The sequence below is a fragment of the Rhodococcus mengyinensis genome, from assembly GCF_048381435.1.
Taxonomy (GTDB): Bacteria; Actinomycetota; Actinomycetes; order Mycobacteriales; family Mycobacteriaceae; genus Rhodococcus_F; species Rhodococcus_F opacus_D.
On record NZ_JBLWIT010000050.1, the window covers coordinates 124,239 to 148,987 of the forward strand.

Sequence of the window (24,749 nt, forward strand, 5' to 3'; positions counted from 1 at the left end):
CCAAAAAGGCGCACGGGCGCTACGCGCCTATGTCCGCCTTCATGAGGAAGACGTTGTAGTCGGACCAGGTCGACATGGTGAAGTACAGATCGTCGCCGCTCGACCACGGGTGGATGAAGCCGCCGTACAGTTCCGGGTACTCGACGGCGCTGACCATCGGCGCCCCGTCGGACCAGACGCCCTGCGGCGAGTAGGACTCACGGAGAACGATGGCCGCCTTGGACGTGTCGAGGTACGCCATCTGCCATTTGCCGGTGGCCTCCTCGTAGCGCACGGACAATTCGGCGGCGGGGGCGTCCACGATCGGCGTCGCCTCCGTGTAACCACCGACGGGCGTCCAGTTGCCGTTCTGCCAGTACTGGTACGCGGACGTGTTCAGCACATCGGCGGCCGGGACGCGGGCCAGGCCGATGGCGCCGAGCCTCGTGTTGGGGGTGCCGAACATGTACACGAAGTCGCCGGCCGGGACCATCGACGCGACCTGGAACTTGGTGACACCGAAGATGTTGTCCCACTTCGCGTACGGGTCCTTGGTCCACGTCGATCCACCGTCGTCCGAGTAGGCGATGCCGCCGTAGTTCGTCCACCACGTGGCGGGGATGCTGTTCCAGGTGCGGATCGACATGTAGCTCATGTACTGCCGGTTACCGACGGCGAAACCCGAGGTCGGGATGGTGGTGATCTCGATGTTGTCGAGTTTGCGGCTGTCGAGCAGTTCCGCCGCGTGGCATCGGCTGTCCTGGACCATGCTGTCGAGGCTCATACCGTCGGACAGGTTGCGGTCGGAGCTGAAACCGAGGACGTTGCTGCGCCAGTCGTCGCCCTGACCACCGGGCGGCTGGAATCCCTTGCCGACCGTGTCGCCGAACGCGACGGCGATCTGGTCGGGGGCGCTCTCCCACATGATGCCGAGGTCGGTGCCGTTGACCTGGTAACGCTTGTCGGTGCGGCTGACGGAACCGGACCCGGTCACCTTGGCCACGCGGGTCACGTCGCCGATCTTCGGGGTGGCCGGGGCCGCGCTGCGCGGCGCCTCCTCGGTCGCGGGGTGCACGAGGGGCGGCGGTGGGGGCAACTGGATGTCGGCGCCCGGGACGGGAATGCCGAAGTGGAAGGGTGTGAATTTCACGCTGACGTCGGGGATGTTCAGCACGCTCGACAGGTTTCCCGGGGCGTGGTCGGTCTCGTCGGTGAGGTCGGGGCACGGATCGGTGCACGTGTCGGCGGGCAACGCCTGCGACACGCGGACGGGCTCGGTGACGGGGGCGGGATACGGCACCGTCGTGATCTTGGGGTACGGGATCGGAATCTCGAGCTTCTCCGGTATCAGCGAATGTGTCTCGTTCGACACCTCGCTCGCGCAGGGACCGCTGCCGGGTAGGCCGTTGGACACCGGCTCGGGTTCCGCGACGGCGGTGTTCTGGTTCGAATAGGCGATCATGCCCGAGCCGATCGCCACTGCCGCGACCGACGCGACCCACCTCTTCGACATCCCCGACCCCTCCGTCAACTCCGGCCATTACCGGCGAGGGGAACATAGCATCGCGCTTGTACGCTCGCCGGTTACCACACGCCATACCTGGCGGTAACATTTTTGTCCCGATCCGAAATCGAGGCTGTGACTCCTGCCACGTGACGGCGGAAGTGACCCGTACGCGGAGTCACCGATACCGCAGGTCAACGACTTTCGACCGGTGTGTTCGCGTGCCGAACACCGTCAAGGGATCGGTGAACACCGGATTGCATCTGTTGACGCTCCGGATCGCCCGGTATTCACTGATCGTGCGCATCCACCGGATTCCCGGTCCGCGACGAGACCCCGAGCTCCTCGCCCTCTGCGCTGCGGGCCCGCCCGCGTTCTTCCGCTCCAGCGCGAACCACCGTTCTGCACGGGTCCCGCATTCCACCGATCACCGCCGTCGTCGCTCGGCGGCGTCGACCCGTGCGAATTCCGCTGTCAACGAAAGGAATCGACATGACCGCCGTCCTGGAACCGACCCTGTCCTATTCGTCGTCCATCCCCCGCGCACACGTGCACCGCGCCGCGATCTGCGAGGTCTTCCTCACCGACATCATCTGCGAGAGCTACCCACAGTTTCGTCTCGGTGTGCAGCTCCCCAGAGTCCACAGCTACTACAGCGATCACAATGTCGTTGTACGACAGTATGATCCGCTGCTGCTACTCGAAACGTTCCGGCAGGCATCCATCCTCATCTCGCATCGGCACGTCGACGCTCCGCTCGACGCCAAGTTCGTGTTCAATGCCGGAGCGCTCGAGGTCGTCGACCTCGACGCCGTGAGAGTGGGCCCCGCACCCGCCGCGGGGGTTCTGGACGCCACGATCACCGCGGAGAAGCGACGGGGCGCCGACATCGTCGGAATCACGCTCGCAATGACACTGGCGCTGGACGGAGCTGCCGCGGCCACCATGAGCATGACCATCCAGTGGATGCCCGGCGACGCGTGGGACCGCCTCCGGCAGAAGGGCCGGGCACCGCTGCAACTCGATCCCGCCCGTCCGCATCCGTTGCACGAGCGGGTCGAGCCTCGGGAGGTGGCTCGACATTCGTTCGACAACGTGGTGCTCAGCCGGATCGGTGTCGCCGGCGACACCGTGTGCAGCCAGGTTCTGGTCGATCAGGCCCATCCTGGCCTGTTCGATCACCCGCTCGACCACGTGCCGGGCGCCCTGATCTTCGAGGCCATGCGCCAGACCGCCCTCGTCGCCGCGCACGAATTGTTCGGCCTGTCCCCGCGAATGCTCGTCCTCGTGGGGTGTGACGCCGTCTTCGAGAGCTTCGGTGAGCTGGAGTTGCCGACCGATTGCGCAGCCGTCGCCGAGGCGGAAATCTGCTCCCGCCAGGTCGTCCTGTCCGTCACTCTGGCGCAGGAGGGCCGGCAGATCGCCCACGGCCGGGTCACCCTGCAACGAGTGAGCGCCTCGACTGCCGCTCTCGACCGGATCGTCCGATGACGACACGGGACGACACCATGGTCTGGTTCGACTTCGGTGGCGTGCTCTCACCCCCGCTCGCCGAACTCTTCGCGGCGTACGAAACGAAGACGGGCATCGCACCCGCCGCCCTGCAGGCGGCGATGAGCGCCGTCGGCGACGACCTCGGAGCACATCCTCTCGCCCCGATCGAATTGGCCCAGATCACCGAGCGCGAGTGGGGTGCGAGACTGAGAGAGCACCTCGCCGCCGCCGACCCCGGCCTGGACCTCACCCGGGCGCGGCTGGAGACGTTCGGCGAGCAGTGGTTCGACGGGATCACGGTCAACACGGCGATGGCCGCGACGCTACGCGGCCTGAAGGCTCACGGCCTGCGCGTCGGCGTCCTGTCGAACAACGTGGTCGAATGGGAGCGATTCTGGAGACCGATCATCGAACCCGCCGGCCCGCTCGATGCTCTCGTCGACTCGTGCCTGGTCGGGGCGCGCAAGCCGGACCCCCAGATCTTCGCGATCGCGGAGAAGACGGCCGGCGTCGACGCCGGCCAGTGCATCCTGATCGACGACCTCGAGCAGAACGTGCGCGCGGCACGCGAGAGCGGTTGGCGTGCCGTCCATTTCCGCACCAATGCCCAGGCGTCGAGTGAACTGTCCCGGCTGACCGGCGTCGCCGCCGTCCTGTGAATCCCATCAACAGAAGGAGTACGACGTGACGACCCAGATTTCGACACTCGCTCCACGTCGCCGCCGACACGATGTCGCGGTGTCCATCAACGACATTCCCTACCTCGACCCGCCGGTCGCGTACACCGCGGTGACCGCAGAGGGGCCCACCGGACTGCCGGAGATCACCCTGCCGAGCGGTCACACCGCCCTGCACGTCACACGATATGACGACGTGCTGAAGGTACTGACGGATCCGTCCTTCGGCCGGAAGGAGACCAACGTCGAAGGCGGGCCGAGTTTTCAGCCCACCACGATGCCCCCGGACCTTCTGCTGAATCTGGACACCCCGGATCACGCGCGGATGAAGAGTTTCGTCAACGCCGACTACAGCCCCGCCGGCGTCGAGAAGCTGAAGGGGTCGGTCCGCCGCATCCTCGACCGGCGGATCGCGTTGCTGCGCAACGAGGAGAACCCCGACCTGTTCGCGACGGTGCTCGACCGCCTGCCCGTCGAGGTGAATGCCGGATTCCTCGGAATCCCGGAGTCGGACATCGATTACTTCCGCCCGTCGTCGCGGGTCGTGCAGTTGTCGCACGACACCGACATTCCCGGCCTGCTGGAGAACTTCTGGCTCGTCTACCACTACGTGACCGATCTCGTGCAGGGGACGCGGCCCGTCGAACCGGGCGGGTTGATCGACCGATTCCTCGCGGCGCGGGGCGAGGCGGAACCGCCGCTGAGCGACAACGAACTCGTCGCGATCCTGCTCGGCTCCGTCCTCGGAGCCGACCAGAACGTGCTGTCCGTGCTCGCGAAGGCCGTGTACGTCCTGTTGCAGGCGCCTTCGCTGTGGTCGCTGCTGGTGGAGGAACCGGCCGCTGCGCCGCAGTTGGTCGAGGAGCTGTTGCGGGTGCTTCCGCTGGGAAACATTTCGACGTTTCCCCGGATCGCCACGCGCGAAGTTCGGCTGCGGGACTCCGTGATCCCCGTGGGTGCCCTCGTCTACGCCGACGCCTTCGCCGCGAACCGGGACCCCGACACGTTCCCGCACCCGGAACTCATCGACCCGTTCCGAGACGGGAAACGCCATCTGCAGTTCGGGTACGGCATGCATCACTGCATGGGCGCGTCGCTGGCCCGGATGGAGATCACCACGACACTGGTCCGGCTGGCGGAAGAGTTCCCGACTCTCGGTCTCGCCACCGAACCGGCCGCGGTGCCGTGGGATTCGGGAGTGCTTCTCCGGCGTCCGACGTCGCTTCCCGTCCGCTGGTAGGCGCTTCGCGCCCGTGCGCGGTTAACGAGTCCCTGCACTCGTCAACCGCGCACGGGCGGCGGAGCCGCCGAACGTCTCCGCGAGCCGGGCGACGAGTTCGCCGCCGTCGCCCAACTCCCCCGACCAGGCCACTTCACCGTCCGGGCGCACGAGCACGGTGGTGGGCCCGAGGTTCCGCGCCCGAATCAGCCGCACCCGTTCGCCCCAGAGGGGTTCGACGACTGCGTGGACGGACTCCGATGCGTCCCCGCACAGCAGGAGGCCTCGGTTTCCCGCCGCGACGTGCAACCGGATCAGGTCGGTGATTCCGGTGTCCGTCTCGATCACGGTGTTCGCGGCGAAGTCGCCGCGCGCCGCGTCCTGGAGAGCGCTGGGCGCCGGCTGACTCTGCGCACTGATCGCCGAACCCAGCGCCCGGTTGCGGTCGCGGTCCTCCAGCAGGACACCGAGTTCGTGTCGCAGGCGGTCACCGTCGACACCGATTCGCATACGTTCACGCTGATCCGCGACGTTGGCGATCACCCCGGCGGCACACGCGTGTCGCTCCCGCGAGTACACGTCCAGCACCGACGGGTCGGCCTGTCCCCGCGCGACGAGGGCGAGACGCCAGCCGAGGCCGATCGCGTCGCCGATACCGAGGTTCAACCCCTGCCCGCCGAGCGGAAAGTGCACGTGCGCAGCGTCACCGACGAGGAGGACCCGGCCGAGCCGGTAGTCGTCGACCAGCCGCGAGTAGTCGCTGAACCGGGACAGCGACCGCGCGTTGCGGAACGGAACGGGACGGCCCGCGAATCTGTCGACCGTCTCCTGCAGTTCCTCCGCGGTGAGGGGCCGGCGATGATCCTCGTGCGGACCACCGAGATCGAACGTGATGATGCGACTGAAGCCGGCATGATTGACGTTGAGGACGGTCCAGCCCCGTTCGGTGCGCACCCACCCCCTGGGGGCGTTCGCGGGGTCGTCGAGGACGGCGAGACCCAGGAGCGCGGCGGCGGTCGGCGCCGTTTCCGTCGCCGTGAAGCCCGCACTTCGCCGCACGATGCTGCGGGCGCCGTCCGCGCCGACCACCCAGTCGGCCGCCACCACCCGGGTGCGTCCTTCCTGGGTGAAGGTCACCGTCGCCCCGCCGTCGTCGTGGTCGACGTCCGTGACCACCGCCGCCTTCAGCACCGGGGTGCCGAGACCGATCAGCCGTGCGGTGAAGAGTCGTTCGAGATCGCTCTGCCCGATACCGGCGATGGCCGGTCCCTCGCCGGGCGGGGCCGTGATCTCCAGACCCCAGACCCCGGCGTAGTGAAAGGTGGTCGACGCGGCCCCTGCGCCGACGTCCGGCGCCGCGAAATGCCCTCGACGAGTGAGCAGCTGAATACTCCGCGCGTGGATCGTCCCCGCCTTCGGAACGTCCGTGGTGTGCGGGGCAGCCTCGAGGACGAGGACGTCGATTCCGCTGCGCGCCAGCTCGAGCGCCGTCAGCGATCCCACCGGGCCACCGCCGACCACCACGACCTGATAGTGCTGTCGCAGGTCGTCCGCCTCTGTCACCGCGCGCTCGCCCCGCGTCGCAGCAGCACCGCGATGACACCCGACAATCCGGCGACGACGACCGCCAGAACGACGAGCGTCGTGTGGAACGCACTGTTGTAGGCGTCGATCACGAGCGGCGCCACCTGGTCCCGGACGTCCGGCCCGGCCGCCGCCAGGGCCTGCTCCAGATCGCCGCTGGTGGCCTTGCCGACGACGTCCGCCGCATTGCCCACGCCGTCGACGCCGGCCAGCGCTTCCTCGCCCCTGCGGGTGACGAGACCGGTGAGCAGCGCCGCGTACACCGCTACCGCGATGGCCTCGCTGCCCAGTCGCATCGTGTTCACCACGCCCGCAGCCATACCTGCCTTCTCCTCGGGGACGAGGGCGAGCGCCTGACCGTCGACGAGACCGGCGGACAGTCCCATTCCGCAGCCCGCGAGGAGCAGCGGCACCGCGATGACGGCGACCACCGTGTCAGGTCCCGCCAACAGAAGTCCCAGGTCACCGGAAATCAAGGCTCCCAGGCTGATCCAGATCACCACGAGCGGGTTCACCCCGGCGCCCACCGCACGGCCTGCGGCGAGCGGTCCCACCACGACCGGAATCGTGAGGAGCACGATCACCAGACCCGCCTTCGCCGAAGACTGGCCGGCCACGAACTGGAGGAAGGTCGGGAAGTAAGTGAGCAACGTGACGAAGCCGAACGATGCCGCCACCGGAACGAGGCACAGGGCCATGAACCGGGCGTGGGTGAGCAGTTCGAGGTCCAGCAGCGGAGCCGGACGTCGCGATTCGACGCGGGCGAACGCGACGAGCAGCGCGACCGCGAGCACGAAGGACGTCACGACCGCCGGGCTGCCCCAGCCCCAGGGTTCGCCCTGGACGATGCCGACCATCGCGGCGAGCAGACCCAGCACCAGGAGGACGGTGCCGAGGAGGTCGAACTTCGCGGCCCCCTCGCCGGCCGGTCGTGCCAGTCCGATCACCGGGGTCGCCGCGAGCACCACGAGCAGCACGGCGGCCTGGACCGCGAAGATGGGCCGCCAGCCTGCCGTGTCGACGAGGAGCCCGGACAGCGTCGGTCCGAGCGCCACACCGATGCCCGCGGTCGTCCCGAACAGGGCGAACGCACGCAAACGGGCGGGCCCGTCGAAGGCGGAGGACAGGATGGCCGCGCCGCACGAGAAGATGGCGGCGCCACCGAGACCGGCGACGCCGCGGGCGACGTCGAGGACCACGATGTTCGGGGCCAGCGCGCTGGCGACGCTCCCGACCGCGAACGTGGCGGCACCGGCGGCGAACAGGCGGCCGCGGCCGAAACGGTCCGACAGCGACCCCCAGACCAGGGTGAAGCACGCGAACGACAGGTTGAACGCGTTCACCACCCACTGCTGGCCCGATGCGCCGCCACCGATGTCGGAGGAGATGGCGGGCAGCGCCACCGCGGTTCCGGAGATCGACATCGGGACGACGAGAACGGCCAGCAGTACGGCGGCGAGGGTGAGGTTCCCGCGTCGCGGGTCGGACGGTGGTGTTTCGGGTGGTGACGTCGGTGTCGTGGCATCCGACGTGGTCAGCTCCGAGGTCATGTCGATCCTTCCTGAAGTGTGCGGCCCCCGTGCACCAGAGGTTCGATACAATACGAACCATGCACCAGAGTTAGGTTCGATGCAAGACGAACCTCCACTCTGGTGGTCGACGACCCGAACCTGGAGGTGCGCCGTGCCCGACGCCGAGGGACATCCCGCGCTCGACGAGATCCAATTGGTCTCCGTCCTGGCCGCTCTCGCCGACCCCCTGCGACTGGAGGTCGTGCAGAAGCTCATGGTGGAGGCGGACGGGGCGGAACGTCACTGCACGTCGTTCGGGCTGCCGGTGTCCAAATCGACCCGCAGCCACCACTTCAAGGTTCTGCGTGAAGCCGGGCTGATCAAGCAGGTCGACCGCGGCAATTCGCGGATGGCTCAGCTGCGCAGATCCGACATCGAATCCCGCTTCCCCGGGCTCCTGGACGCCGTCGCGACCACACCGGACTGAACGCCGTCGCAGCGACCGTCTCGCCGAGCATCCGGATCGCCGCCGTGCGATGATCGTGCGCCATGAGGGGGGCGGTACGAGTGGAACAACGGGGAAGCGGAGACGGCTGGATACTGGTCGAAATCCTGGGAGACGCACCGACGGTGATCGCGGAGGGCATCAAACAGCGGCAGTGCCGGCCGCTCGGCAACGTCTACCGCGGCAGGATGCTGACGCTGGTGACGGGAGCCATCGACACGGTCAGGTCGTCGGGACAGCCGGTGCAGGTGACCCTCGGTGAGACGGTGGGCGACATCGATCTCGTCGTGGGGAAACCGGTACTCGGTCCGGGCGGAGACGTCCTCGCGGTGCAGATCTTCACCGGTCGTGCGGACAGTCCGGTGCCCCAACCGCACCGGGCGGCAGGGTGGGAATGGAACCTGTCCGTGTCGGCGGGTCCGCGACGCACTCGATGGACGCGTGAGTTCCGGAATCTGTACGGAGTCGCGGACACCCGGCCGGAGCACCACTACTTCGGTCTCGCCGACCTGTACCGGAGGGTGCCGCGGCTCTCCGACATCGCGGTGCTGATGGAACGCGTCGACAACGCGCGGGACGGCGAGTTCCTGTCCGGCGAACTCATCGCCCGCCACGACGACGGAACGCTGCGCCTCGTCCGGTTCGTGCGCCGAGCCGTCGCGACACCCGAGGGAGTGGTGCTGCGGGGCGTCGATCACGACGTCACGCACAAGACCGACGTCGGCGAACTGGCGATCCGGGTGATGGACTCCGATATCGCGTCGACCGTGCACGCGGTCGCGGGGGTTCATGCGGCACTGGTCGATTCACAGCACGGGTACGCCATCAAATGGATCACCGCACCGCTGGCGGGTTTGTCTGCCGCGGCGGAGGGCGGGCAGATCGGACTGCTGCACGGCGAAGACCTCGCGGCGGTGCGGCAACGGATCACGGCCCGTGTTCCCGGAGTCGCCCGCGTCGCCCTGTCCGACGGGTCCTGGTCCCGGCACACGGTGCGCACATTTCCCGTCCCCGGCTACGGTTCCACACCCGTGGTGATGATGACGTTCTCAGGCGCCTGTCCCGAACAGCATGCCCAGCAGGTAAGTGGCGGCGGCTGCGCCGTACCCGATTGCCAGCTGGCGTAACGCGCGCTTGACCGGGGGTCCACCCGACAGCAACCCCACAACCAGACCGGTCCCGAGCAACGCGACGCCGACCAGCGCAGCAGCGACCACGAGCGCGGCGGTGCCTTCCATGCCGAAGAGGTACGGCAACACGGGGATCACCGCACCGGACGCGAAGAAGCAGAAACTCGCGGCAGCCGCACCGAGCCCGGTGCCGATGGCCTCGTGCTCGTCGGTGGTTTCCGTACCCGAAACGGGCTCGGGCTGAACGGCTCTCCGCAGCACGTCGGCCGCGCGTTTCTCGGCGTCCTGCGCGGGCATGCCCCGCGCGCGGTACACGAGTGCAAGTTCGTTCGCGTCGACGTCGAGGAGCGGCACTGCCTCACGGGCGCCCTGCCCCGGCGCCGACGCCTCGAGCAGTTCACGCTGCGACCGCACGGAGACATACTCGCCCGCACCCATCGACAACGCGCCCGCGAGCAAACCGGCGAGGCCGGTCAGCAAAACGATGTGATTGTCGACGCCGCTACCACTGATGCCGAGCACGAGGGCGAGGTTGCTGACCAGGCCGTCGTTGGCACCGAACACGGCGGCACGAAACGTGCCGGACAGCCGATTTCGCCCGCGCGCCGCCAGCGCCCGCACCACCTCTTCGTGGATCCGCTCGTCCGCGCCCATGGCGTCGGTGGCGTCGACGTCGGTCGGGTACGGCGACCGGGTCTCCGCGCGCTGCGCGAGGGCGAGCACGAACACCGATCCGAACCGCCGGGCCAGCACACCGAGGATGCGAGTGCGGAGATCACCGCGCACGGGCTTGCCGACATGTTCGCCGAGCAGCCCGCGCCAGTGCGCCTCGTGCCGTCCCTCGGCGTCGGCGAGCGCCAGCAGAATCTCGCGTTCCTCACCGGTCCGACGTTTCGCGAGGTCGCGGTAGACGGCCGCCTCGGCGCGTTCGTCGGCGAGGTAGCGACGCCATTTCCGGATTTCACGCGGACCGGGATCCGGTCGTGCACCAACCATCGTCCGCCTCCCGATCGTCGACGGGAGAAGCCTACCGACGCGCCCTCCCCACCGCGGCGCTTCGAGGTCAGTCCTCGGCGGCGAGCGCCTTCCCGAGTGAGTCCTCCGGTTCGGAGACCACCACAGGATCGCGCCCGGACAGCAGGTCGAGGACGGCCTTCGGCCGGGCCAGCGATTCGCGCACGGTGTTCCTGGCCATCGTGATCGGGCGGCATTCGCATCCGGCGTTGACACCGGCGACGTCGATTCCGGCACCGCGGCACAGCGCGACCGCCCGGGGAACGTGGAAACCCTGCGTGACGATCAGCGCCTTGGTCACACCGTACGTCTGGACGGCGCGAGCGCACGTGTCGTAGGTGTCGAGCCCGTATCGATCGCCGACGATCTTGCTGGGGTCGATGCCCTTCTCGACCAGGTAGTCCGTCATCGCCGCGATCTCGTCGCCGGATCTGCCTGCTCCGTCGCCCGAGACGAGGACCGCCCGCGCGCGGCCGTCCTGCACGAGACGGACGGCGACGTCGAGGCGTCCGGCCAGGTACTCCCGGGGTTTGCCGTCGCGCACCTGCGCGCCGAGGACGATGACCACCGGTGCCTCGGGTGCGTCGTCGACGTCGTAGACATGGCCGGAGGCCTCCCGCGATATCCACACCGTCGAGGCCGCGACGACGAGGACGGCGAGCGCGCCGAGGCCCGCTCCGATGCCGACCAGTCGGCGGACGATCCGTCGTTCCCCCATGCCGCCATCAAACCACAGCGTCAGGCGACGGCCGGTTCTTCCCCGGCGCGCCGCTCACGCAGTCCGGATGCCAGGCACAGGCCGAGCCCGAACAGAACCCAGCAGGTCAGCACGAGTACCGCCGCACCGGCTCCGTGTCCGTCGAAGAACGCCGTCGATCGCACCGCGGTTCCCGCCGCTCCTGGTGGCAGCAACTGACCGAGTGCGCCCCACCCCGACGGCAGCCACGCCGCGGACGTCGCCAGTCCGGACAGCGGGTTGGCAAGGAAGATCATGGTCACCGCTCCGAGCGCGAATCCCGCTGTGCCCAGCACCGATTCGAGCCCGAGAACGGTCAGCGAGATGGCGGCGATGCCGAGCACGACAGCACCGGTGGTCGTCCAGTAGTTGCCGTCGACGCTTCCGAGGCCGAACTGCAGAATTGCCGTCAGCACCGCCCCGGCGCTCACGGCGAACAGCACCGCCCCGGCGACCCGTCGCCCGACACTGCGCGGAAACAGCCGCACGAGCGCGAGCGCGGGGATCATGCCACCGAAGACCAGGGGAAGCGCCAAGGCGCCGAGACCGACGCCGGCGGGGTCGTCGGCCGTCAGCGGAACGACGTCCTCGACCGGAACGGGTTGTCCCGCAGTCTTGCTCATGCCCGCCGCGAGGCCATTCATCGTCTGCGCGACGGGCGCCCCGCCTGCGCCGGCGGACAGGACCTTCATACCGTCCGGTGTCGCGACGATGCCGCCGACCACCTCCCTGTGTTCGATCGCCGTCCGGACCGCGTCGGCGTCGGGAAAGCGCTCGGTGACGAACGCGCCCGGGTGTCCCGCGGCGAGCGCGTTGTCGACCCGGGTGACGGCCGCGTCGGGTCCGGCGACGCCCAGCCGGAGGTCGTGCGGGCCGCTGTTGACGGCCGGCAACGCGAACGCCAGCAGCATGAGCGCGATCACCGCGGTGAGTCCCAGCACGACAGCGGTCAGTTTCACGGGATCGGACGGGCCGTGCGCCGACCGCTCGGTGGGCGCCGTGCGCGGCGCGACTGTCCCGATATCCGAGGCGGTCATCGGACTCCCCTTCCCTAAGTGGAGGAAATTCCTCCGTTCCTTGTGGAGAATATTCCTCCGGTTATGCTGGGTTGTCAACGGAAGAGGTGCAATCGTGCGGGCAGACGCGCTGGAACGACGCAACACCCTGATCAAGGCCGCCCGCGTGGTGTTCGCCGACCGTGGGCACGACGCGCCGCTCGACGCCATCGCCGCGCGAGCCGGCGTCGGGATCGCCACCCTCTACCGGAACTTTCCGAGCCGGGACGAGCTCGCCCACGCCGTCGCCCGGACGACGCTCGCCGAAGTCCGGGAACTCGCCGTCCGGGGACTGGACGACTGCGGCGACGACCCCGAGGGAGCGTGGCGGCGGTTCGTCAACGCAGTGGTCGAACTGCGGATGGGAGCGCTGGTTCCCGCGCTGGTCAACAGTCTCGACGAGCTACCACCCGACGTCCGCGAGTCGAGGGAGCTCACGAAGGCGACGGTCACCGACTTCATTCACCGGCTCCAGGACGTCGGGCTGGTGCGCGAGGACGTCGTGCCGCTCGAGATCATCATGGGGATCGCCATGCTCACCCGGCCCCACGTGCTGATGTTCGAGGACGCGACGGCCAATCTCGTTCCGCGGCTGATCACGGTGTTCCTCGCCGGGTTGCGCCCGGACGGGGCTGCGCTGCCGCCACCGATCCTCCCGGAGTCCGATGTACTGTGACGGGAATGCAGCCTGGGGGGCCTCTGCCACAGCCATGGAATCACCCGTATACGGGTGACGATCAGCCGCGGCTGAACGGCTGGGACGTGGCGGTGTCGGCGGCCGCACTCGTCGTCGCGGTCGCCGTCGCCAGCATCTCCGCGGTCGCGGGACTGTTCTGGCTGCTGTTCCTGGACTACTGCCCGCCCGAGACGTGCAGCGCCGAGAACGCGTGGATCGCGGTGTGCGTGGCGCTCGCGGTCGCCGCACTCGTGACCGTGATCGGCGGAATGGTCACGATCGCACGCATCGCGCGGCGCACGATCGCGTGGCCGGTGGCATGCGGAACCCTGATCCTCTGCGCAGGCGCGTGCGCGATCGGATTCGCCGGTTACGTCTCCGCGACGGGGATCTGAGCGGCCTCAGCCCACGTGATGGTGGTCGGTCCGGCTGATCGCGACAGCGGAGACGATCACCCCGACCACCACACCGACGAGCGTGTCTACGATGCGGCTCACCGCGATGTCCGGTGCGACCGCCGACCCGAGACCGGTGAGCAGCAGAGCCATGGGGGTGATGGCGACGGACGCGAACGCGTAGTTCTTGATGACCACCAGTTCGGTCACGGTTTGCAGCACCACGATGACCACGACGGTCTGCCAGTACCCCATCGCGGCGGCGATCAGCCCGGCGGCGAGGACGGCGCCCGCCACGTTACCGACGAGGCGTTGAATTCCCCGCTGCACGGTCTGGCTGAAGTTGAAACCCTGCATCGCGGCCATCGCGCCCATCGACGCCCACAGCGGATGCTCCAATCCCATTGCCACACAGATCCATCCGGCCAGCGCGGCGGCAGCGGCGATACGGGCCGCGTTGACGATCCCCTCTCGCGACCGCAGCGCACGGAGGCCGTCTGCGAAGAAGCCACCGGGCTGCGGCAGCACCGGGGTCTCCGCACCGAAGGCCGAAAGATCACTGCGTCGCTTCACCTTACGCAGTTCGGACTCGTGATCGACGAGCGCACGCAGAGTGTCGTGGTCACGCTCGTGCGCCCACCGATCGACGACCGTGTCCGCTTCGGCGAGAAGCGCGAACAATTGGTGCGAGTGCCCGTCCCGGCCCCGCCCGCTGTGGGCGATCACGTCACGCGCGTTGTCGATGGCCTTGCGTGCGGACGCGATCGCGGAGGCGTCGTGTGCATGCTGCAGTTCCGCGGCCGCGGCGAGTGCCCGCGCCACCGCCAGCCGGGCGGGACCGAGGGGAACGAACAGGCAGGGCGTCATGGCGGCCAGCCAGCCCACGACGACACCGATCGCCACGGCCACGACGGCCGGTCCGAGATCGGAGAGCCGGGTCGCGTGCCCGACCGCCGCGGTGGCCGCGAAGACCAGGATGACCGGCCCGGGACCGGCGATGCGGAACGCCGCCAGCAGGCACGCGGCGACGCCCGACGCGACGGACATGACCGCTATCTGCAGCCAGAGTGACAGTCCCGCCGCACCGAGGAGCGCTCCCCCGGCGACGAAGGCGATGAGCGCGACACCGACGAGTCCCGCCTTGCGGGCGAGCCGCGGGTACGGCTCGTATCGACCGAACGCGGCGGTCAGCGCACCGAGTGCCGCGAAGCCCGCGAGGTTGCCGTGCCCGAGAAAACCACCGACTACCAGCACCAGAGCCGTCGCCGCACCCACCCGCAGCGCGGGAGCGATGGTGGCATCGGCGTTCCGGACCTCGAACGCACGGCGCCACGTCGACGGCGCCATCGAATAGGCCAAAGCCCCACGGGAGTGATGGAGCCGGCTGAGGTCGGGTGCGTATCGAGAGGAAGCCTGCATGGCCTCAGCGTACCGTATACTTCACTAGTAAAATAGTTCTGAATTAGTGTGAAGTTGGTCGCTACGATGGTTTTCATGAGCACTGCCCCACGTCCGGATGAGGACTTCACCGATCGCGTTCGACGCGAATGGGCCGAGACCCATCCCGAAGTGGACACGTCACCGATCGAAGTGATGGGCCGCATCACCCGGATCGGATCCCAGGCCCTGCAGCAACTCGACCGTGCCCTGGACGCGAGCGGGGTCTCGCGCGCCGAATTCGACGTCCTGTGTGTACTCGCCCGCAGCGATCGACCACTGCGGGCCAGCGAGGTCACCGCCGTGACGATGCTCAGCGGCGCATCCACCACCAAACACGTCGACCGCCTTGCCCGGCTGGGACTCGTGGAACGGCTACCCTTCGAACGCGACGGGCGCGTCGTGTTGCTCCACCTGACCGAGTCCGGGCGGCAACTCGTCGACACCGAGTTCCCGCAGCGCGTCGAACGCGATCGGCAATTTCTCGCCGGGCTCGACGAGGACGAATGCGCCGTCCTGGCCGGGCTGCTCCGGCGGATCGCCGCCAACGTCGAATCCGGGCTTCGCCGGTAGTCCCTTGTCTTTCAGGGAATGACCTTCCGGGCCCGAAGGTCGCGGAAGATGTCGAGGAACATCTGCTCGGTCTCGACGTGACGGTGGAAACCCAGCCGGCGCGCCTTGGAACCGTCGGCGATGACGTCGTAGTCCCAGCCGAAGACGAAGTCGCCGAACGCCCACGACGAGACGTCCGAGTACGGCGTCGGCGCCAGCCCGTGCTTCGCGACGAGGTCGTTCCACACCGGCTCCTTGTCGGCCATGACGACGTCCATCGACATCGGCAGCGGCGGTGCGACGTCCAGGTCGAAGAAATCCGCGATCTTCGGCAGCATCTCGTCCCAGCGGAACAGATCGCCGTTGTTGATGTTGAACGCCTGATTCGCGCACTCGGGGGTGGTCGCGGCCCAGACGGTCGCCTCCGCCAGCAGTCCGGCGTCGGTCATCTCGATCAGACTCGTGTACGCGCCGGGCTTACCCGGAAACCGCAGTGGCACACCGAGTTCCTTCGACATCGTGGCGTAGACGGCAATCACCAGCGCGAGATTCATCGGATTGCCGAGAGCGAATCCGCACACGACCGAGGGGCGGATCGCGGACCACGTCCACCTCTTGCCGCGCTGACGGTCTTCGAGGAACTGCTGCTGATCCACGTTGAACTCGGGCGGCATGTGCGGCGGGTCGCTCTCGCGCGCCGGCGTCTTGAACGGTCCGAGGTGCGCGCCGTAGACCTTGTAGCCCTGCATCAGGCTGATGTGTTCGAGCCCGGCAGCCACGGGTTCGAGCGCGTTCACCGTGTTGACGAGCATCGCGACGTTGGGCGCGACGAGCTCCCCCCACGACGGACGGTCCTGGTAGGCGGCGTAGAAGATGTGGGTCACGTCGCGCAGTTCACCCAGCTTCTCAGCGGCGTCGCGCTGGTCGAGCAGATCGACCGCGATGTGCCGCACCCGGCCGGTGTCGGGTCCGCCGCGTCGCGACAGTCCGATGATCTCCCACTCCCCGGTTGCCTCGAGGTGGTCGATCAGATTTCCGCCGATCACCCCGCGCGCACCGACGACCACTGCCACTCTGCGCTTCGCCATCATTCGACTCCTATCGTCATATCGCGAAATTACGATATACCGAGTGAAGCACACATATCGGAAAATCGCGATATGGCGGTACGATCGGTCTGTGAGTGAACTTCCGGACGCGACCGACCTGGCCCTCGCCTTCAAGGCGCTGTCGAACCCGACCCGCGTACGCATCCTGCAGTGGCTGAAGGACCCCGACAGCTTTCCCCCACAGCTCGAACCCGCGGAAGAGGTGGGCGTGTGCCTGAAGCACATTCAGGCGAGGGCCGAGGTCTCCCAATCGACGGCCTCGCAGTACATGGCCGCCCTACAGAGCGCCGGACTGGTCACCAGCCATCGGATCGGCCAGTGGACCCACTACCGCCGCAACGAGGACCGGATCGCCCGGCTGGCCGATCACATCCGCACCGAACTCTGAACGAATCAGGGCATCTCGACGGTTTCGGCGCGCGCGATCTCGTCGAGCGCCCGGCGGACGTAACCGTCGGCGGGAACCTCCGCCGCACTCAGCAGATCGGCGATCACCAGGATCGCGGCCTCCACAGCACGCTCCGGTCTGCGCGGGCTCTCCTCGACATCGGCCACGCCGAGTGCACCGGTCAGCACGGTGACCAGCGAGTCGACGTCGACGGCCGGAAACCAGAGTGCCGCCGCCCGCGCGCAGCGGGTCAGGACGTCCTGCACGTCCTCCCCCGTCAGACCGTCCGGGTGCAACGTCTCGAGGAGTTCCCGGACCACCCCCGCCAGCACCGCACCGACCTGCTCCGCAGGCAGGGCCGCCAGTTCCTCCGTCGCCTCGGTCAGCGCCGACGCGTCCGACGCGCGCCCCGCGACGATGGCGGCGTCCAATGCCTCGGCGATGTCACGCGCGACAGCAGGCCAATGAGTGGGCCACATCCGGTAGATCCTCTTCTCGTCTCCGTCGATCAGCGCTCACTGTGCCATGGGGCACCGACAGTCGGCGCACGGTGCCATGGGGCTCCGACAGTCGGCGCACGGCGCCATGGGGCACCGACACTCAGCGCAGCCGTTCGATCAACCGCAGCGCGTCGAACGGCGCGTACCCCTTCATGTCGTTGTCGAAGTACGCGAAGCAGTCGAGTCCCTGCCCGAGCCACCGCTCGAACTTGCGGGCCCACTCGTCCAGCGCCTCGTCCGTGTATCCGCTGGCATACAACTCCTTGTCGCCGTGCAACCGGGCGTAGACGAAATCGCTCGTCACTGCCTCCACGTACGGGTACCGGCCTGCCGTGTCGGCGACGACGAACGCGACGTCGTGCGCGCAGAGCAACTCCCTCGCCTCCTCCGTGTCGAAACTGGGGTGCCGGACCTCGAGCGCGTGGCGGACGGGGCGATCGGCGTCCGTCTCCGTCCACGCCCTGTCGTCGGTGAGCTTGTCGTCGTGTCGAGACGCGAGCGCCGCGGCATCGGTGGTCGTCCTCGGCAGCTGGTCGAAGAACGCTGCGAGACTCGTCGAATCGAACGCGAGCGTCGGGGGCAGTTGCCACAGCAGCGGTCCGAGCTTGGGACCCAACGCGAGCACCCCGGACGCGAAGAAGTTCGCCAGCGCCGCCTCGGCGCCGACCAGCCTCTTCATGTGGGTGATGTAGCGACCGCCCTTGACGGCGAACACGAAACCCTCCGGTGTCTCGTCACGCCACTTCGCGTAACTCGTCGGTCGCTGCAACGAATAGAAGGACCCGTTGATCTCGATCGACGTCAATCGCCCCGCGGCGTAGGCCAACTCCTTGCGATGGGCCAGACCGTCCGGGTAGAAGTCACCGCGCCAACCGGGATACGTCCAGCCGGAGATACCTACGCGGGCCTCAGCCATCTCACGACCCTAGCGCCGGAACCTATTGCATGTGGCCCGTCCCGGGAGAACCATGAGAGGACCCACAATCGAGGAGGCACTGATGCCGAGATATCTCTGGCAGGTCACGTACTCACCGGAAGGCGCGAAGGGATTACTCGCCGAAGGCGGCACCGCACGACGCGACGCGATCACACAGATGGTCGAAAGCGTCGGGGGCACAGTCGAATCCTGCTACTTCGCACTGGGTGGCCGGGATCTGTTCGTGATCGGCGACGTGCCGGACGACGTCGCGGCCGCCGCGCTCGGGATCCGCACCACCGCTTCCGGTGCGGCGAGGTCCGAATCGGTGGTGCTGCTGACGCCGGAGCAGGTGGACGACGCGGTGCGCCGGGACGCCGAGTACCGGGCGCCCGGCAACTGATCCGCTACCCCTGCGGTAGCGAATATCGTTCTGCAGGATGATGTGCGGCGGCGGAGTCGGTCGATAGCGTCGAGCCATGTCAACTGACCAGGCCGACTCGACGACGGTGAACCCGTTCACCACCGAGTCCGCTCGCCGTGCCCTGTTCGCGCTGAGGGCGTTTCCCGCAGGCCTCGTCTCGCTCGGCGCGGCAGCGACCGGACGACATGGCTGGGCCGGGCGGTGGCAACTCGCTGCCGCCGACCCGAGCGAGTCGGAGCGGATCGACCGGCGTTCGCCGTCGTGGCTGCGCGTGTTCGCGCACTCGGTCCTGTCGCTGCTGATCGGGATGGTGGCCTGGTTTTTCGCGTTCCTCAGCGTGATCGCCGCGTTCCGGGGCCTGTTCTACGGGCTGATCACCGACGGTTCCTACGAGTACAGCTGGGGTGGCCCGACGCTCGCCGGCGCGTGGCTGGTGCATCTCGTGCTCGGTGTGCTGCTCGTGCCGGTCGCCATGTGGATCCTGAAGGCCATCGCCTCTCTGCTGGCCGGACTCACTCGGCGTCTGCTCGGCGACGGCGGCCCGGTGTGGGCCGTTCCCGTCGCGCTCGTGCTCGCCGCCGCGGGCGCGCTCCTGTTCCGCTCCTGGCTGCACCAGGCCTGAGAGCCGCAATCCGAAACACCGGAATGAATATCCACGAGGGAAGGTTGCACGCCACATGACGGAGACCACAGCAGAAACCCCGCAGCTCGGACAGTTCGGCGTCTGGCGTCACGCCGGCGGATTGGCCCCCGAGGTGGGTGCGGCGATCGAATCGGCAGGCTACGGCGCGATCTGGATCGGCGGCTCCCCGCCTGCCGATCTCGACGTCGCCGAACGCCTGCTCGACGCGACATCCACCATCACGGTCGCGACCGGAATCGTGAACATCTGGACCGCCCCCGCCGACGAGGTCGCGACCTCGTTCCACCGGCTCGAAGCCCGTCATCCGGGGCGCTTCCTCCTCGGCATCGGCGTCGGCCATCCCGAACAGCCCGGCCTGAACTACAGCAAGCCGTACGCCGCGCTCGTGGAGTATCTCGACGCCCTCGATGCTGCCGGCGTCCCGGCGGGACGGCGCGTCCTGGCCGCGCTCGGTCCAAAGGTTCTCGAACTGTCCGCAGCCCGCGCCGCCGGTGCCCATCCGTACCTGACCACGCCGCAGCACACCCGTGAAGCGCGGGAGCTGCTCGGCCCGGGCCCGGTGATCGCGCCGGAGCAGAAGGTCGTGCTGGACACCGATCCGGAACGCGCTCGCCCCATCGGACGTTCGGCCGTCGAGAATCCGTACCTGCACCTGCGCAACTACGTCAACAACCTGAAACGGCTCGGGTACACCGACGAGCAGATCGAGAACGGCGGCAGCGACGACCTCATCGACGCGCTCGCCGCCCACGGCGACACGCAGTACGTCGCCGGTCGCCTCCGGGAACACCTCGATGCGGGCGCCGATCACGTGGCCATCCAGGTACTCCCCGCAGGCGACGATCCGGTGCCTGCCCTGCGGGAACTCGCAGGCGCGCTGGGACTCTGAGTTCTGCTAACGAAATGATGTGATGGCGGGTACCGCATACTGAGAGGGGTTCGCCGAAACGGTCGGGGTATGGTCCCCTTCTGAACGGCAGGCAGGACTGAACGCAAGGTAGGAACTGTGCAAGAGCCAACGGCACGTCCGGTCGGCCCGTACGCTTCGGGGCCGCCACCTGCAGCCCTGACCGTGCACTCCGCGAGCCTCGACCATTTCCGCGCCGCGGAGTTGTGGCGGGCGCTCGTCATCGGCGTGGTCGTTGTCGCCTACACCCTGTTCGCGCTGGTCACCTGGCCTGTCCGACGTCGCGGCCGCACCCTTGCGGACGCGGCGTCGGAGGGCCTGGTCAACGGTTTCGAGGTGCTGGGCCCGACGTTCGTCAAGGTCGGTCAGTTGATGGCGTCGTCCTCCGGCGTGTTCCCCGCCCCGCTGGCCAACGCCTGTCTGCGATGTCTCGACGACGTGCCGCCGGTGCCCGCCGAGGAGGCCCGCCGGGTCATCGAAGCCGACCTGGGGCATCCCGTCGACGCGTTGTTCACGTCGTTCGACGACGTCCCCCTCGCGGCCGCCTCCGTTGCGCAGGTACACGGCTGCGTACTTCCCGACGGCAGGGAAGCCGTCATCAAGGTGCAACGCCCCGACATCTTCCGCCGCATGGTGGTGGACCTGCGCACCGCGTACTGGGGTGCGCGGATCCTCGAGAAGCTGTTCGAGTTCTTCCGCATCGCCAACGCCACCGCCATCATCCGCGACCTCCACGCGGCCACGATGACCGAACTCAACAGTGCGGTCGAGGCCGACCGGCAGGCCCGGTTCAGGACCAACATCGGGGCGTTCGGCGACAACAAGGGCGTCACCACCCCCGAGGTGTACTGGGACTACTGCGGCCCGCACGTCATCTGCATGGAACGCATGTACGGCCTGCCGCTCGACCGGTTCCCCGACCTCGTCCACATGGACACCCGGATGCTGATCCGCCGCGGCGTCAAGGTGTGGATCGAGTCCGTCATCCTCCACGGCCCGTTCCACGGCGACGTGCACGCCGGGAACCTGTGGGTCCTCGACGACGGACGCATCGCGATGCTCGACTTCGGCATCGTCGGTGAGCTCCCCGAGTCGTGGCGGCAGATCCTGCGCGACATGTTCTACGCGACCTTGATCGACGGCGACTTCTCCCGGATGGCCCGCGGAATCCGGGGCCTCGGCTACGCGACCGACAACGACGCCACCGACGACGAGATCGGACTCCAGGTGGCCGCCGCCCTCGCACCCCTGCTGGGCCGGGACCTCGGTGAGCTGCGGCTCAGCGAACTCATCATGGCGCTGATCGGCATCGGCAAGAAATGGGGCGTCGCCAGCCCCGAGGAACTCGTCCTGTTCGGGAAGCAACTCGGCTACTTCGAGCGGTATGCCACGGAACTCGCCCCCGGCTGGGTGATCGGGCAGGACCTGTTCCTGTTCCGCAACGTCTTCCCGGACGCCGTCGCCGCGAAGGCCCTCGAACTCGGGGTCGAACTGCCCGACGAGTGACGCGAGCTCGCGGCGAGGGATCTACTGCCCGGTCAGTGAATCCAGCACCGAGGCCCGGTGGAGGGGGTGATCCGGGAGCCGGTCGGGTGTCAGAATCCAGTCGTTGCCGGTCCACGGGTCGGAGACGGTGAGGACCCCCGACGTCGGAACCTGCTGCGCGATGCGTGCGAGCACCGCGACACCCGGATCCGAATCCGCCGAGGCACTGTCGCCGACGATGATCAGCGACGTCCCGACCGCGGGACCGTGATCGGCGAGGTGCACGATGCGGGCGGCGTCCTCAGCGCCGTACCCGTGCGGGAAGTCGCCCAGGATCACCAGCCGCGGCTCCGGCAGCGTGTCGCGGATTCCGCTGCGGGCCGCCATTTCGGCGAGGTCGACGCTCTCGGACAGCGCGGTGAGGCGGGCGGTGATGTCGGACGCCGAGGACACGACCGGCGAAGCCAGACGTGCGCCGAGGGGTTCGGTGAACGTGCGCAGCGAGCCGCTGAGGTCGACCACCTCCAACCGCTGCGCCGGCGCAGGTGACGCGACCAGCATGCGCGCTGCCAGCGCCGCGACCACCGGTGCGGCCTCGGCAGCATCGCCGACGATCCAGAGCGGACGCCCCAATGGGTAATGGACGCAGAACGGCACCCGCAGCTCACCGAGATCGGGTGCGGACAACTCGCCGAGCCTCAGCCCGTCCGTTACCGCGGTGGCGGTGACCGGGCTCGTCCAGGCGGCGGATTCGAAGGTGGCCAGCGACCGCGGCAGCAGCGGGTCGATGGCGCGGAGTTCGTCGGCCAGTTGCGAAGTCTCGCCGTCGAATTTGCGCTGCGCCTCGGCGACGAGGGCATCGCACCGCTCCTGCGCCCTGGCCTGCGATTGCACGACCGCGGGACTGTTGCGCGTGGACGGGTCGGCCACCGACTCGGACAGTTCGTCGTCCAGCCGCGCCTGCGCGTAGTCGCGGGAGGATCGGAAGGAGGCCGCGGACCGGGCGGCATCCTCGAAGATCATCCACGCCCTCTCGAACGAGTGGGCCGGGTCGAGCGGGATGCCCGCAGGACCGGGTGTCGCCGGAACCTCCTCGGCGACAGGGTGCGTGGGTTCGTCCACCTCGACGCCGTGCCGGGTGACGAGTTCGGCGAGGCCGCCGTCGTATCCCTGCCCGACGGCCCGCACCTTCCACTCGGTGCCGCGGCGGTAGATCTCGAGGCAGATCGCGGCCGCCTCGGAACCGACCAGCGGGACGTCGAAAACGACCAGGGGAAGACCATTTTCGTCGGCGAGCGTGGCCGACAGCCCCTCGCGGGCCAGCGTCGCCCGACCGTTCGGGGACGCCGGATCGACACTGACCACGCAGAGCACGCCCGCCGCAGCGGCGTCCACCTCGTCCAGCTGCAGCCGGACCGTTCCGTCCGCGTCGAGTTCCACCCCGGCGGCGCGGCGCTGGTTGTAGAACACGAAATGGTCCGAGGACAGCGTGCGCAGATCGCCGTCCACGATCAACGCGGAGACGTCGATCGGCGTCGCATCGACTGCGCGGAAACTCAGTACGCGCGACGGCAGCGGGGCGTTCTGCCCCGGAACGAGGTGGACCGTCACCGCCGCCCCTAGACGCCGAGGAAGCGGGCGAGTTGAGGCGCGGCCTCACCGGCGTGTTTGGCCTGAATGCCCTCACCGATGGCCTGCAGCTTCCACTCGCCGCCCACTCGGTACACCTTGGCCATCACCATTCCGGTGAACGGCATCCCGCCCTGCAGCGTGAACCGGGCGAGTTCGGCCGACGACGTGGTGTCCACGAGGCGGCAGAAGGCGTTCTTCACCTGCTCGAACGTGTGCCCGCGGTACGACGTCACGATGAACACGATGGTCGAGATGTGCGGCGGAATGCGAGTGAGGTCCACGAGGATCACCTCGTCGTCGCCGGCGCCCTCACCGGTGAGGTTGTCGCCCTGATGCCGGATCGACCCGTCCTTCGACGTCAGCTGGCCGTAGTAGGCGACGTCGACCATGTTGTTGTCCGCGAACAGGACCGCCGACGCGTCGAGGTCGACGTTGGCGGAACGGTTCCCGAACATGCCGCGCTTCTCGATCGGGTCCCAGCCGAGTCCCATCTGGATGTACGTCAGTGCGACACCACCGTCCTTGCGGAGCGTGACCTTCTGTCCCTTGGAGAGACTGACCGGTCGTGCCTTGGTGAGACTGACCTCGGCCGGAGCGGACGGGGCGGCGGGTGCGGGGGGTGCAGCGGGAGCCGGGGGCGCAACCGGTGCGGCGGGCGGCGGGTAGGCGGCCTGCGGTGCCGGTGCGGGCGCCGGCGGCTGCTGGACGGGAGCGACGGCGGGTGCGGGGGCGTCGTCGACGGACACGCCGTGATCGGTGACCAGTGCGGCGAACCCGCCGGCATAGCCCTGCCCGACGGCCCGCACCTTCCAGGCGCCCTGGCGTCGGTACAGCTCGAGCGCGATGACGATCGACTCGGAGTTCAGCCCCTCGATCTTGTACTCGTACAGCGAGTTTCCGGCGCCGTCGGCGACCCGGGCGGTCGGCGGCGCGGAGCGGCCGAAGCTACTGGTGGCGTCGTCGAGCGTGATGACCGCGCGCACCTGCGCGATGTCGGCAGGCACCGCGCCGAGCGACACCTTCAGCGAGGCCGCCTGCCCGGTGGCTCCTGGCACGAGTTGCACCCCGGGACCGGTCGGCTGGTTGAAGAAGACGAAGTCGGCGTCCGAACGGACCTTCCCCGAGTCCGTGACGAGCAGCGCGGACAGGTCGGCGGCGGCCGTCAGTTCGAGGGAGACGATGACGTCGTCGACGCTCAGCGGGCCGTTCTGACCCTTGGCTAGCGGAGTGGACACTGCGGTGGTTCCTTCACTGTGGGAGCGTCGGGTTTGTCCCGT

Annotated in this window: 25 protein-coding genes; 13 read left to right on the plus strand and 12 right to left on the minus strand. The window is 68.5% G+C overall.

Annotated features, from left to right (window positions below; genetic code table 11):
* Positions 1–19 precede the first annotated feature (19 nt).
* Positions 20–1,492 (minus strand): glycoside hydrolase family 183 protein, encoded by a 1,473-nt coding sequence (locus ACNJ7E_RS09615; RefSeq protein WP_280780497.1) that lies wholly within the window; start codon positions 1,490–1,492, stop codon positions 20–22.
* Positions 1,493–1,975: 483 nt separating this feature from the next.
* On the opposite strand from ACNJ7E_RS09615, the gene ACNJ7E_RS09620 reads away from it, so the two are divergent.
* From ACNJ7E_RS09620 to ACNJ7E_RS09630, 3 genes are read left to right on the plus strand one after another with little or no spacing between them, the layout of a single operon-like run.
* Positions 1,976–2,974, plus strand: a complete 999-nt coding sequence (locus ACNJ7E_RS09620) for a ScbA/BarX family gamma-butyrolactone biosynthesis protein (protein WP_280780498.1) — start codon at positions 1,976–1,978, stop codon at positions 2,972–2,974.
* Complete coding sequence (locus ACNJ7E_RS09625; RefSeq protein WP_283333791.1) at positions 2,971–3,636, plus strand: HAD family hydrolase; 666 nt, start codon at positions 2,971–2,973, stop codon at positions 3,634–3,636. Before ACNJ7E_RS09620 ends, ACNJ7E_RS09625 begins: the two co-directional genes overlap by 4 nt.
* A 25-nt stretch (positions 3,637–3,661) precedes the next feature.
* Positions 3,662–4,894, plus strand: a complete 1,233-nt coding sequence (locus tag ACNJ7E_RS09630) for a cytochrome P450 (protein WP_418339703.1) — start codon at positions 3,662–3,664, stop codon at positions 4,892–4,894.
* Positions 4,895–4,915: 21 nt separating this feature from the next.
* On the opposite strand, the gene ACNJ7E_RS09635 is transcribed toward ACNJ7E_RS09630, so the two are convergent.
* On the minus strand, positions 4,916–6,436 hold the full coding sequence (locus tag ACNJ7E_RS09635) for an FAD-dependent oxidoreductase (protein WP_418339704.1): 1,521 nt from the start codon (positions 6,434–6,436) through the stop codon (positions 4,916–4,918).
* A complete protein-coding gene (locus tag ACNJ7E_RS09640) occupies positions 6,433–8,007 on the minus strand; it encodes an MFS transporter (protein ID WP_418339705.1) in 1,575 nt (524 codons plus the stop codon). The genes ACNJ7E_RS09635 and ACNJ7E_RS09640 overlap by 4 nt, the downstream gene beginning before the upstream one ends.
* A 133-nt stretch (positions 8,008–8,140) precedes the next feature.
* Between ACNJ7E_RS09640 and ACNJ7E_RS09645 the strand changes: the two genes are divergently transcribed.
* Both ACNJ7E_RS09645 and ACNJ7E_RS09650 read left to right on the plus strand, forming a co-directional pair.
* On the plus strand, positions 8,141–8,455 hold the full coding sequence (locus ACNJ7E_RS09645; protein WP_280780503.1) for an ArsR/SmtB family transcription factor: 315 nt from the start codon (positions 8,141–8,143) through the stop codon (positions 8,453–8,455).
* Between the two features lie 80 nt (positions 8,456–8,535).
* Complete coding sequence (locus ACNJ7E_RS09650) at positions 8,536–9,600, plus strand: GAF domain-containing protein (protein WP_043779027.1); 1,065 nt, start codon at positions 8,536–8,538, stop codon at positions 9,598–9,600.
* Here the strand turns inward: ACNJ7E_RS09650 and ACNJ7E_RS09655 are convergent.
* The 3 genes from ACNJ7E_RS09655 to ACNJ7E_RS09665 form a co-directional block, all read right to left on the minus strand.
* Entirely contained in the window at positions 9,523–10,599 is a 1,077-nt protein-coding gene (locus tag ACNJ7E_RS09655) for a VIT1/CCC1 transporter family protein (protein ID WP_280780504.1), read from the minus strand. The two genes, ACNJ7E_RS09650 and ACNJ7E_RS09655, sit on opposite strands and share 78 nt — an antisense overlap.
* A gap of 67 nt (positions 10,600–10,666) precedes the next feature.
* Positions 10,667–11,335, minus strand: a complete 669-nt coding sequence (locus ACNJ7E_RS09660; RefSeq protein ID WP_009475116.1) for a SanA/YdcF family protein — start codon at positions 11,333–11,335, stop codon at positions 10,667–10,669.
* Positions 11,336–11,355: 20 nt separating this feature from the next.
* Positions 11,356–12,390, minus strand: a complete 1,035-nt coding sequence (locus tag ACNJ7E_RS09665) for an ABC transporter permease (RefSeq protein WP_418339706.1) — start codon at positions 12,388–12,390, stop codon at positions 11,356–11,358.
* Positions 12,391–12,484: 94 nt separating this feature from the next.
* Between ACNJ7E_RS09665 and ACNJ7E_RS09670 the strand changes: the two genes are divergently transcribed.
* Positions 12,485–13,084, plus strand: coding sequence for a TetR/AcrR family transcriptional regulator (locus ACNJ7E_RS09670; RefSeq protein WP_418339707.1), 600 nt, complete (start codon positions 12,485–12,487; stop codon positions 13,082–13,084).
* Positions 13,085–13,089: 5 nt separating this feature from the next.
* Complete coding sequence (locus ACNJ7E_RS09675; RefSeq protein ID WP_280780506.1) at positions 13,090–13,479, plus strand: hypothetical protein; 390 nt, start codon at positions 13,090–13,092, stop codon at positions 13,477–13,479.
* A 6-nt stretch (positions 13,480–13,485) separates the two neighbouring features.
* On the opposite strand, the gene ACNJ7E_RS09680 is transcribed toward ACNJ7E_RS09675, so the two are convergent.
* Positions 13,486–14,898, minus strand: a complete 1,413-nt coding sequence (locus tag ACNJ7E_RS09680) for an FUSC family protein (protein ID WP_418339708.1) — start codon at positions 14,896–14,898, stop codon at positions 13,486–13,488.
* A 66-nt stretch (positions 14,899–14,964) separates the two neighbouring features.
* Between ACNJ7E_RS09680 and ACNJ7E_RS09685 the strand changes: the two genes are divergently transcribed.
* The gene (locus ACNJ7E_RS09685) at positions 14,965–15,489 is read left to right on the plus strand and encodes a MarR family winged helix-turn-helix transcriptional regulator (RefSeq protein WP_280780508.1); all 525 of its coding nucleotides are present in this window, start codon (positions 14,965–14,967) and stop codon (positions 15,487–15,489) included.
* Positions 15,490–15,500: 11 nt separating this feature from the next.
* Here the strand turns inward: ACNJ7E_RS09685 and ACNJ7E_RS09690 are convergent, their stop codons facing one another.
* Positions 15,501–16,559 carry an SDR family oxidoreductase gene (locus ACNJ7E_RS09690; protein WP_418339709.1) on the minus strand — a complete coding sequence of 353 codons (1,059 nt, stop codon included), beginning with the start codon at positions 16,557–16,559 and terminating at the stop codon, positions 15,501–15,503.
* Positions 16,560–16,647: 88 nt separating this feature from the next.
* Here ACNJ7E_RS09690 and ACNJ7E_RS09695 point away from each other — a divergent pair, with 88 nt between their 5' ends.
* On the plus strand, positions 16,648–16,965 hold the full coding sequence (locus ACNJ7E_RS09695) for an ArsR/SmtB family transcription factor (protein WP_280780510.1): 318 nt from the start codon (positions 16,648–16,650) through the stop codon (positions 16,963–16,965).
* A gap of 5 nt (positions 16,966–16,970) precedes the next feature.
* On the opposite strand, the gene ACNJ7E_RS09700 is transcribed toward ACNJ7E_RS09695, so the two are convergent.
* Positions 16,971–17,444, minus strand: a complete 474-nt coding sequence (locus ACNJ7E_RS09700) for a hypothetical protein (protein WP_418339710.1) — start codon at positions 17,442–17,444, stop codon at positions 16,971–16,973.
* Between the two features lie 121 nt (positions 17,445–17,565).
* Positions 17,566–18,381, minus strand: coding sequence for a DUF72 domain-containing protein (locus ACNJ7E_RS09705; protein ID WP_280780512.1), 816 nt, complete (start codon positions 18,379–18,381; stop codon positions 17,566–17,568).
* 82 nt (positions 18,382–18,463) lie between these two features.
* Here ACNJ7E_RS09705 and ACNJ7E_RS09710 point away from each other — a divergent pair, with 82 nt between their 5' ends.
* The 4 genes from ACNJ7E_RS09710 (at position 18,464) to ACNJ7E_RS09725 (ending at position 21,861) form a co-directional block, all read left to right on the plus strand.
* On the plus strand, positions 18,464–18,784 hold the full coding sequence (locus ACNJ7E_RS09710; RefSeq protein ID WP_418339711.1) for a GYD domain-containing protein: 321 nt from the start codon (positions 18,464–18,466) through the stop codon (positions 18,782–18,784).
* A 76-nt stretch (positions 18,785–18,860) separates the two neighbouring features.
* Positions 18,861–19,427 (plus strand): hypothetical protein, encoded by a 567-nt coding sequence (locus ACNJ7E_RS09715; RefSeq protein WP_418339712.1) that lies wholly within the window; start codon positions 18,861–18,863, stop codon positions 19,425–19,427.
* A gap of 55 nt (positions 19,428–19,482) precedes the next feature.
* Positions 19,483–20,337: an LLM class F420-dependent oxidoreductase gene (locus tag ACNJ7E_RS09720; protein WP_418339713.1), complete on the plus strand. Its 855-nt coding sequence runs from the start codon at positions 19,483–19,485 to the stop codon at positions 20,335–20,337.
* Positions 20,338–20,454: 117 nt separating this feature from the next.
* Complete coding sequence (locus tag ACNJ7E_RS09725; RefSeq protein ID WP_418339714.1) at positions 20,455–21,861, plus strand: ABC1 kinase family protein; 1,407 nt, start codon at positions 20,455–20,457, stop codon at positions 21,859–21,861.
* A gap of 21 nt (positions 21,862–21,882) precedes the next feature.
* Here the strand turns inward: ACNJ7E_RS09725 and ACNJ7E_RS09730 are convergent, their stop codons facing one another.
* On the minus strand, positions 21,883–23,451 hold the full coding sequence (locus tag ACNJ7E_RS09730) for a TerD family protein (RefSeq protein WP_280780516.1): 1,569 nt from the start codon (positions 23,449–23,451) through the stop codon (positions 21,883–21,885).
* A gap of 8 nt (positions 23,452–23,459) precedes the next feature.
* On the minus strand, positions 23,460–24,707 hold the full coding sequence (locus tag ACNJ7E_RS09735; protein ID WP_280780517.1) for a TerD family protein: 1,248 nt from the start codon (positions 24,705–24,707) through the stop codon (positions 23,460–23,462).
* Between the last annotated feature and the right edge of the window lie 42 nt (positions 24,708–24,749).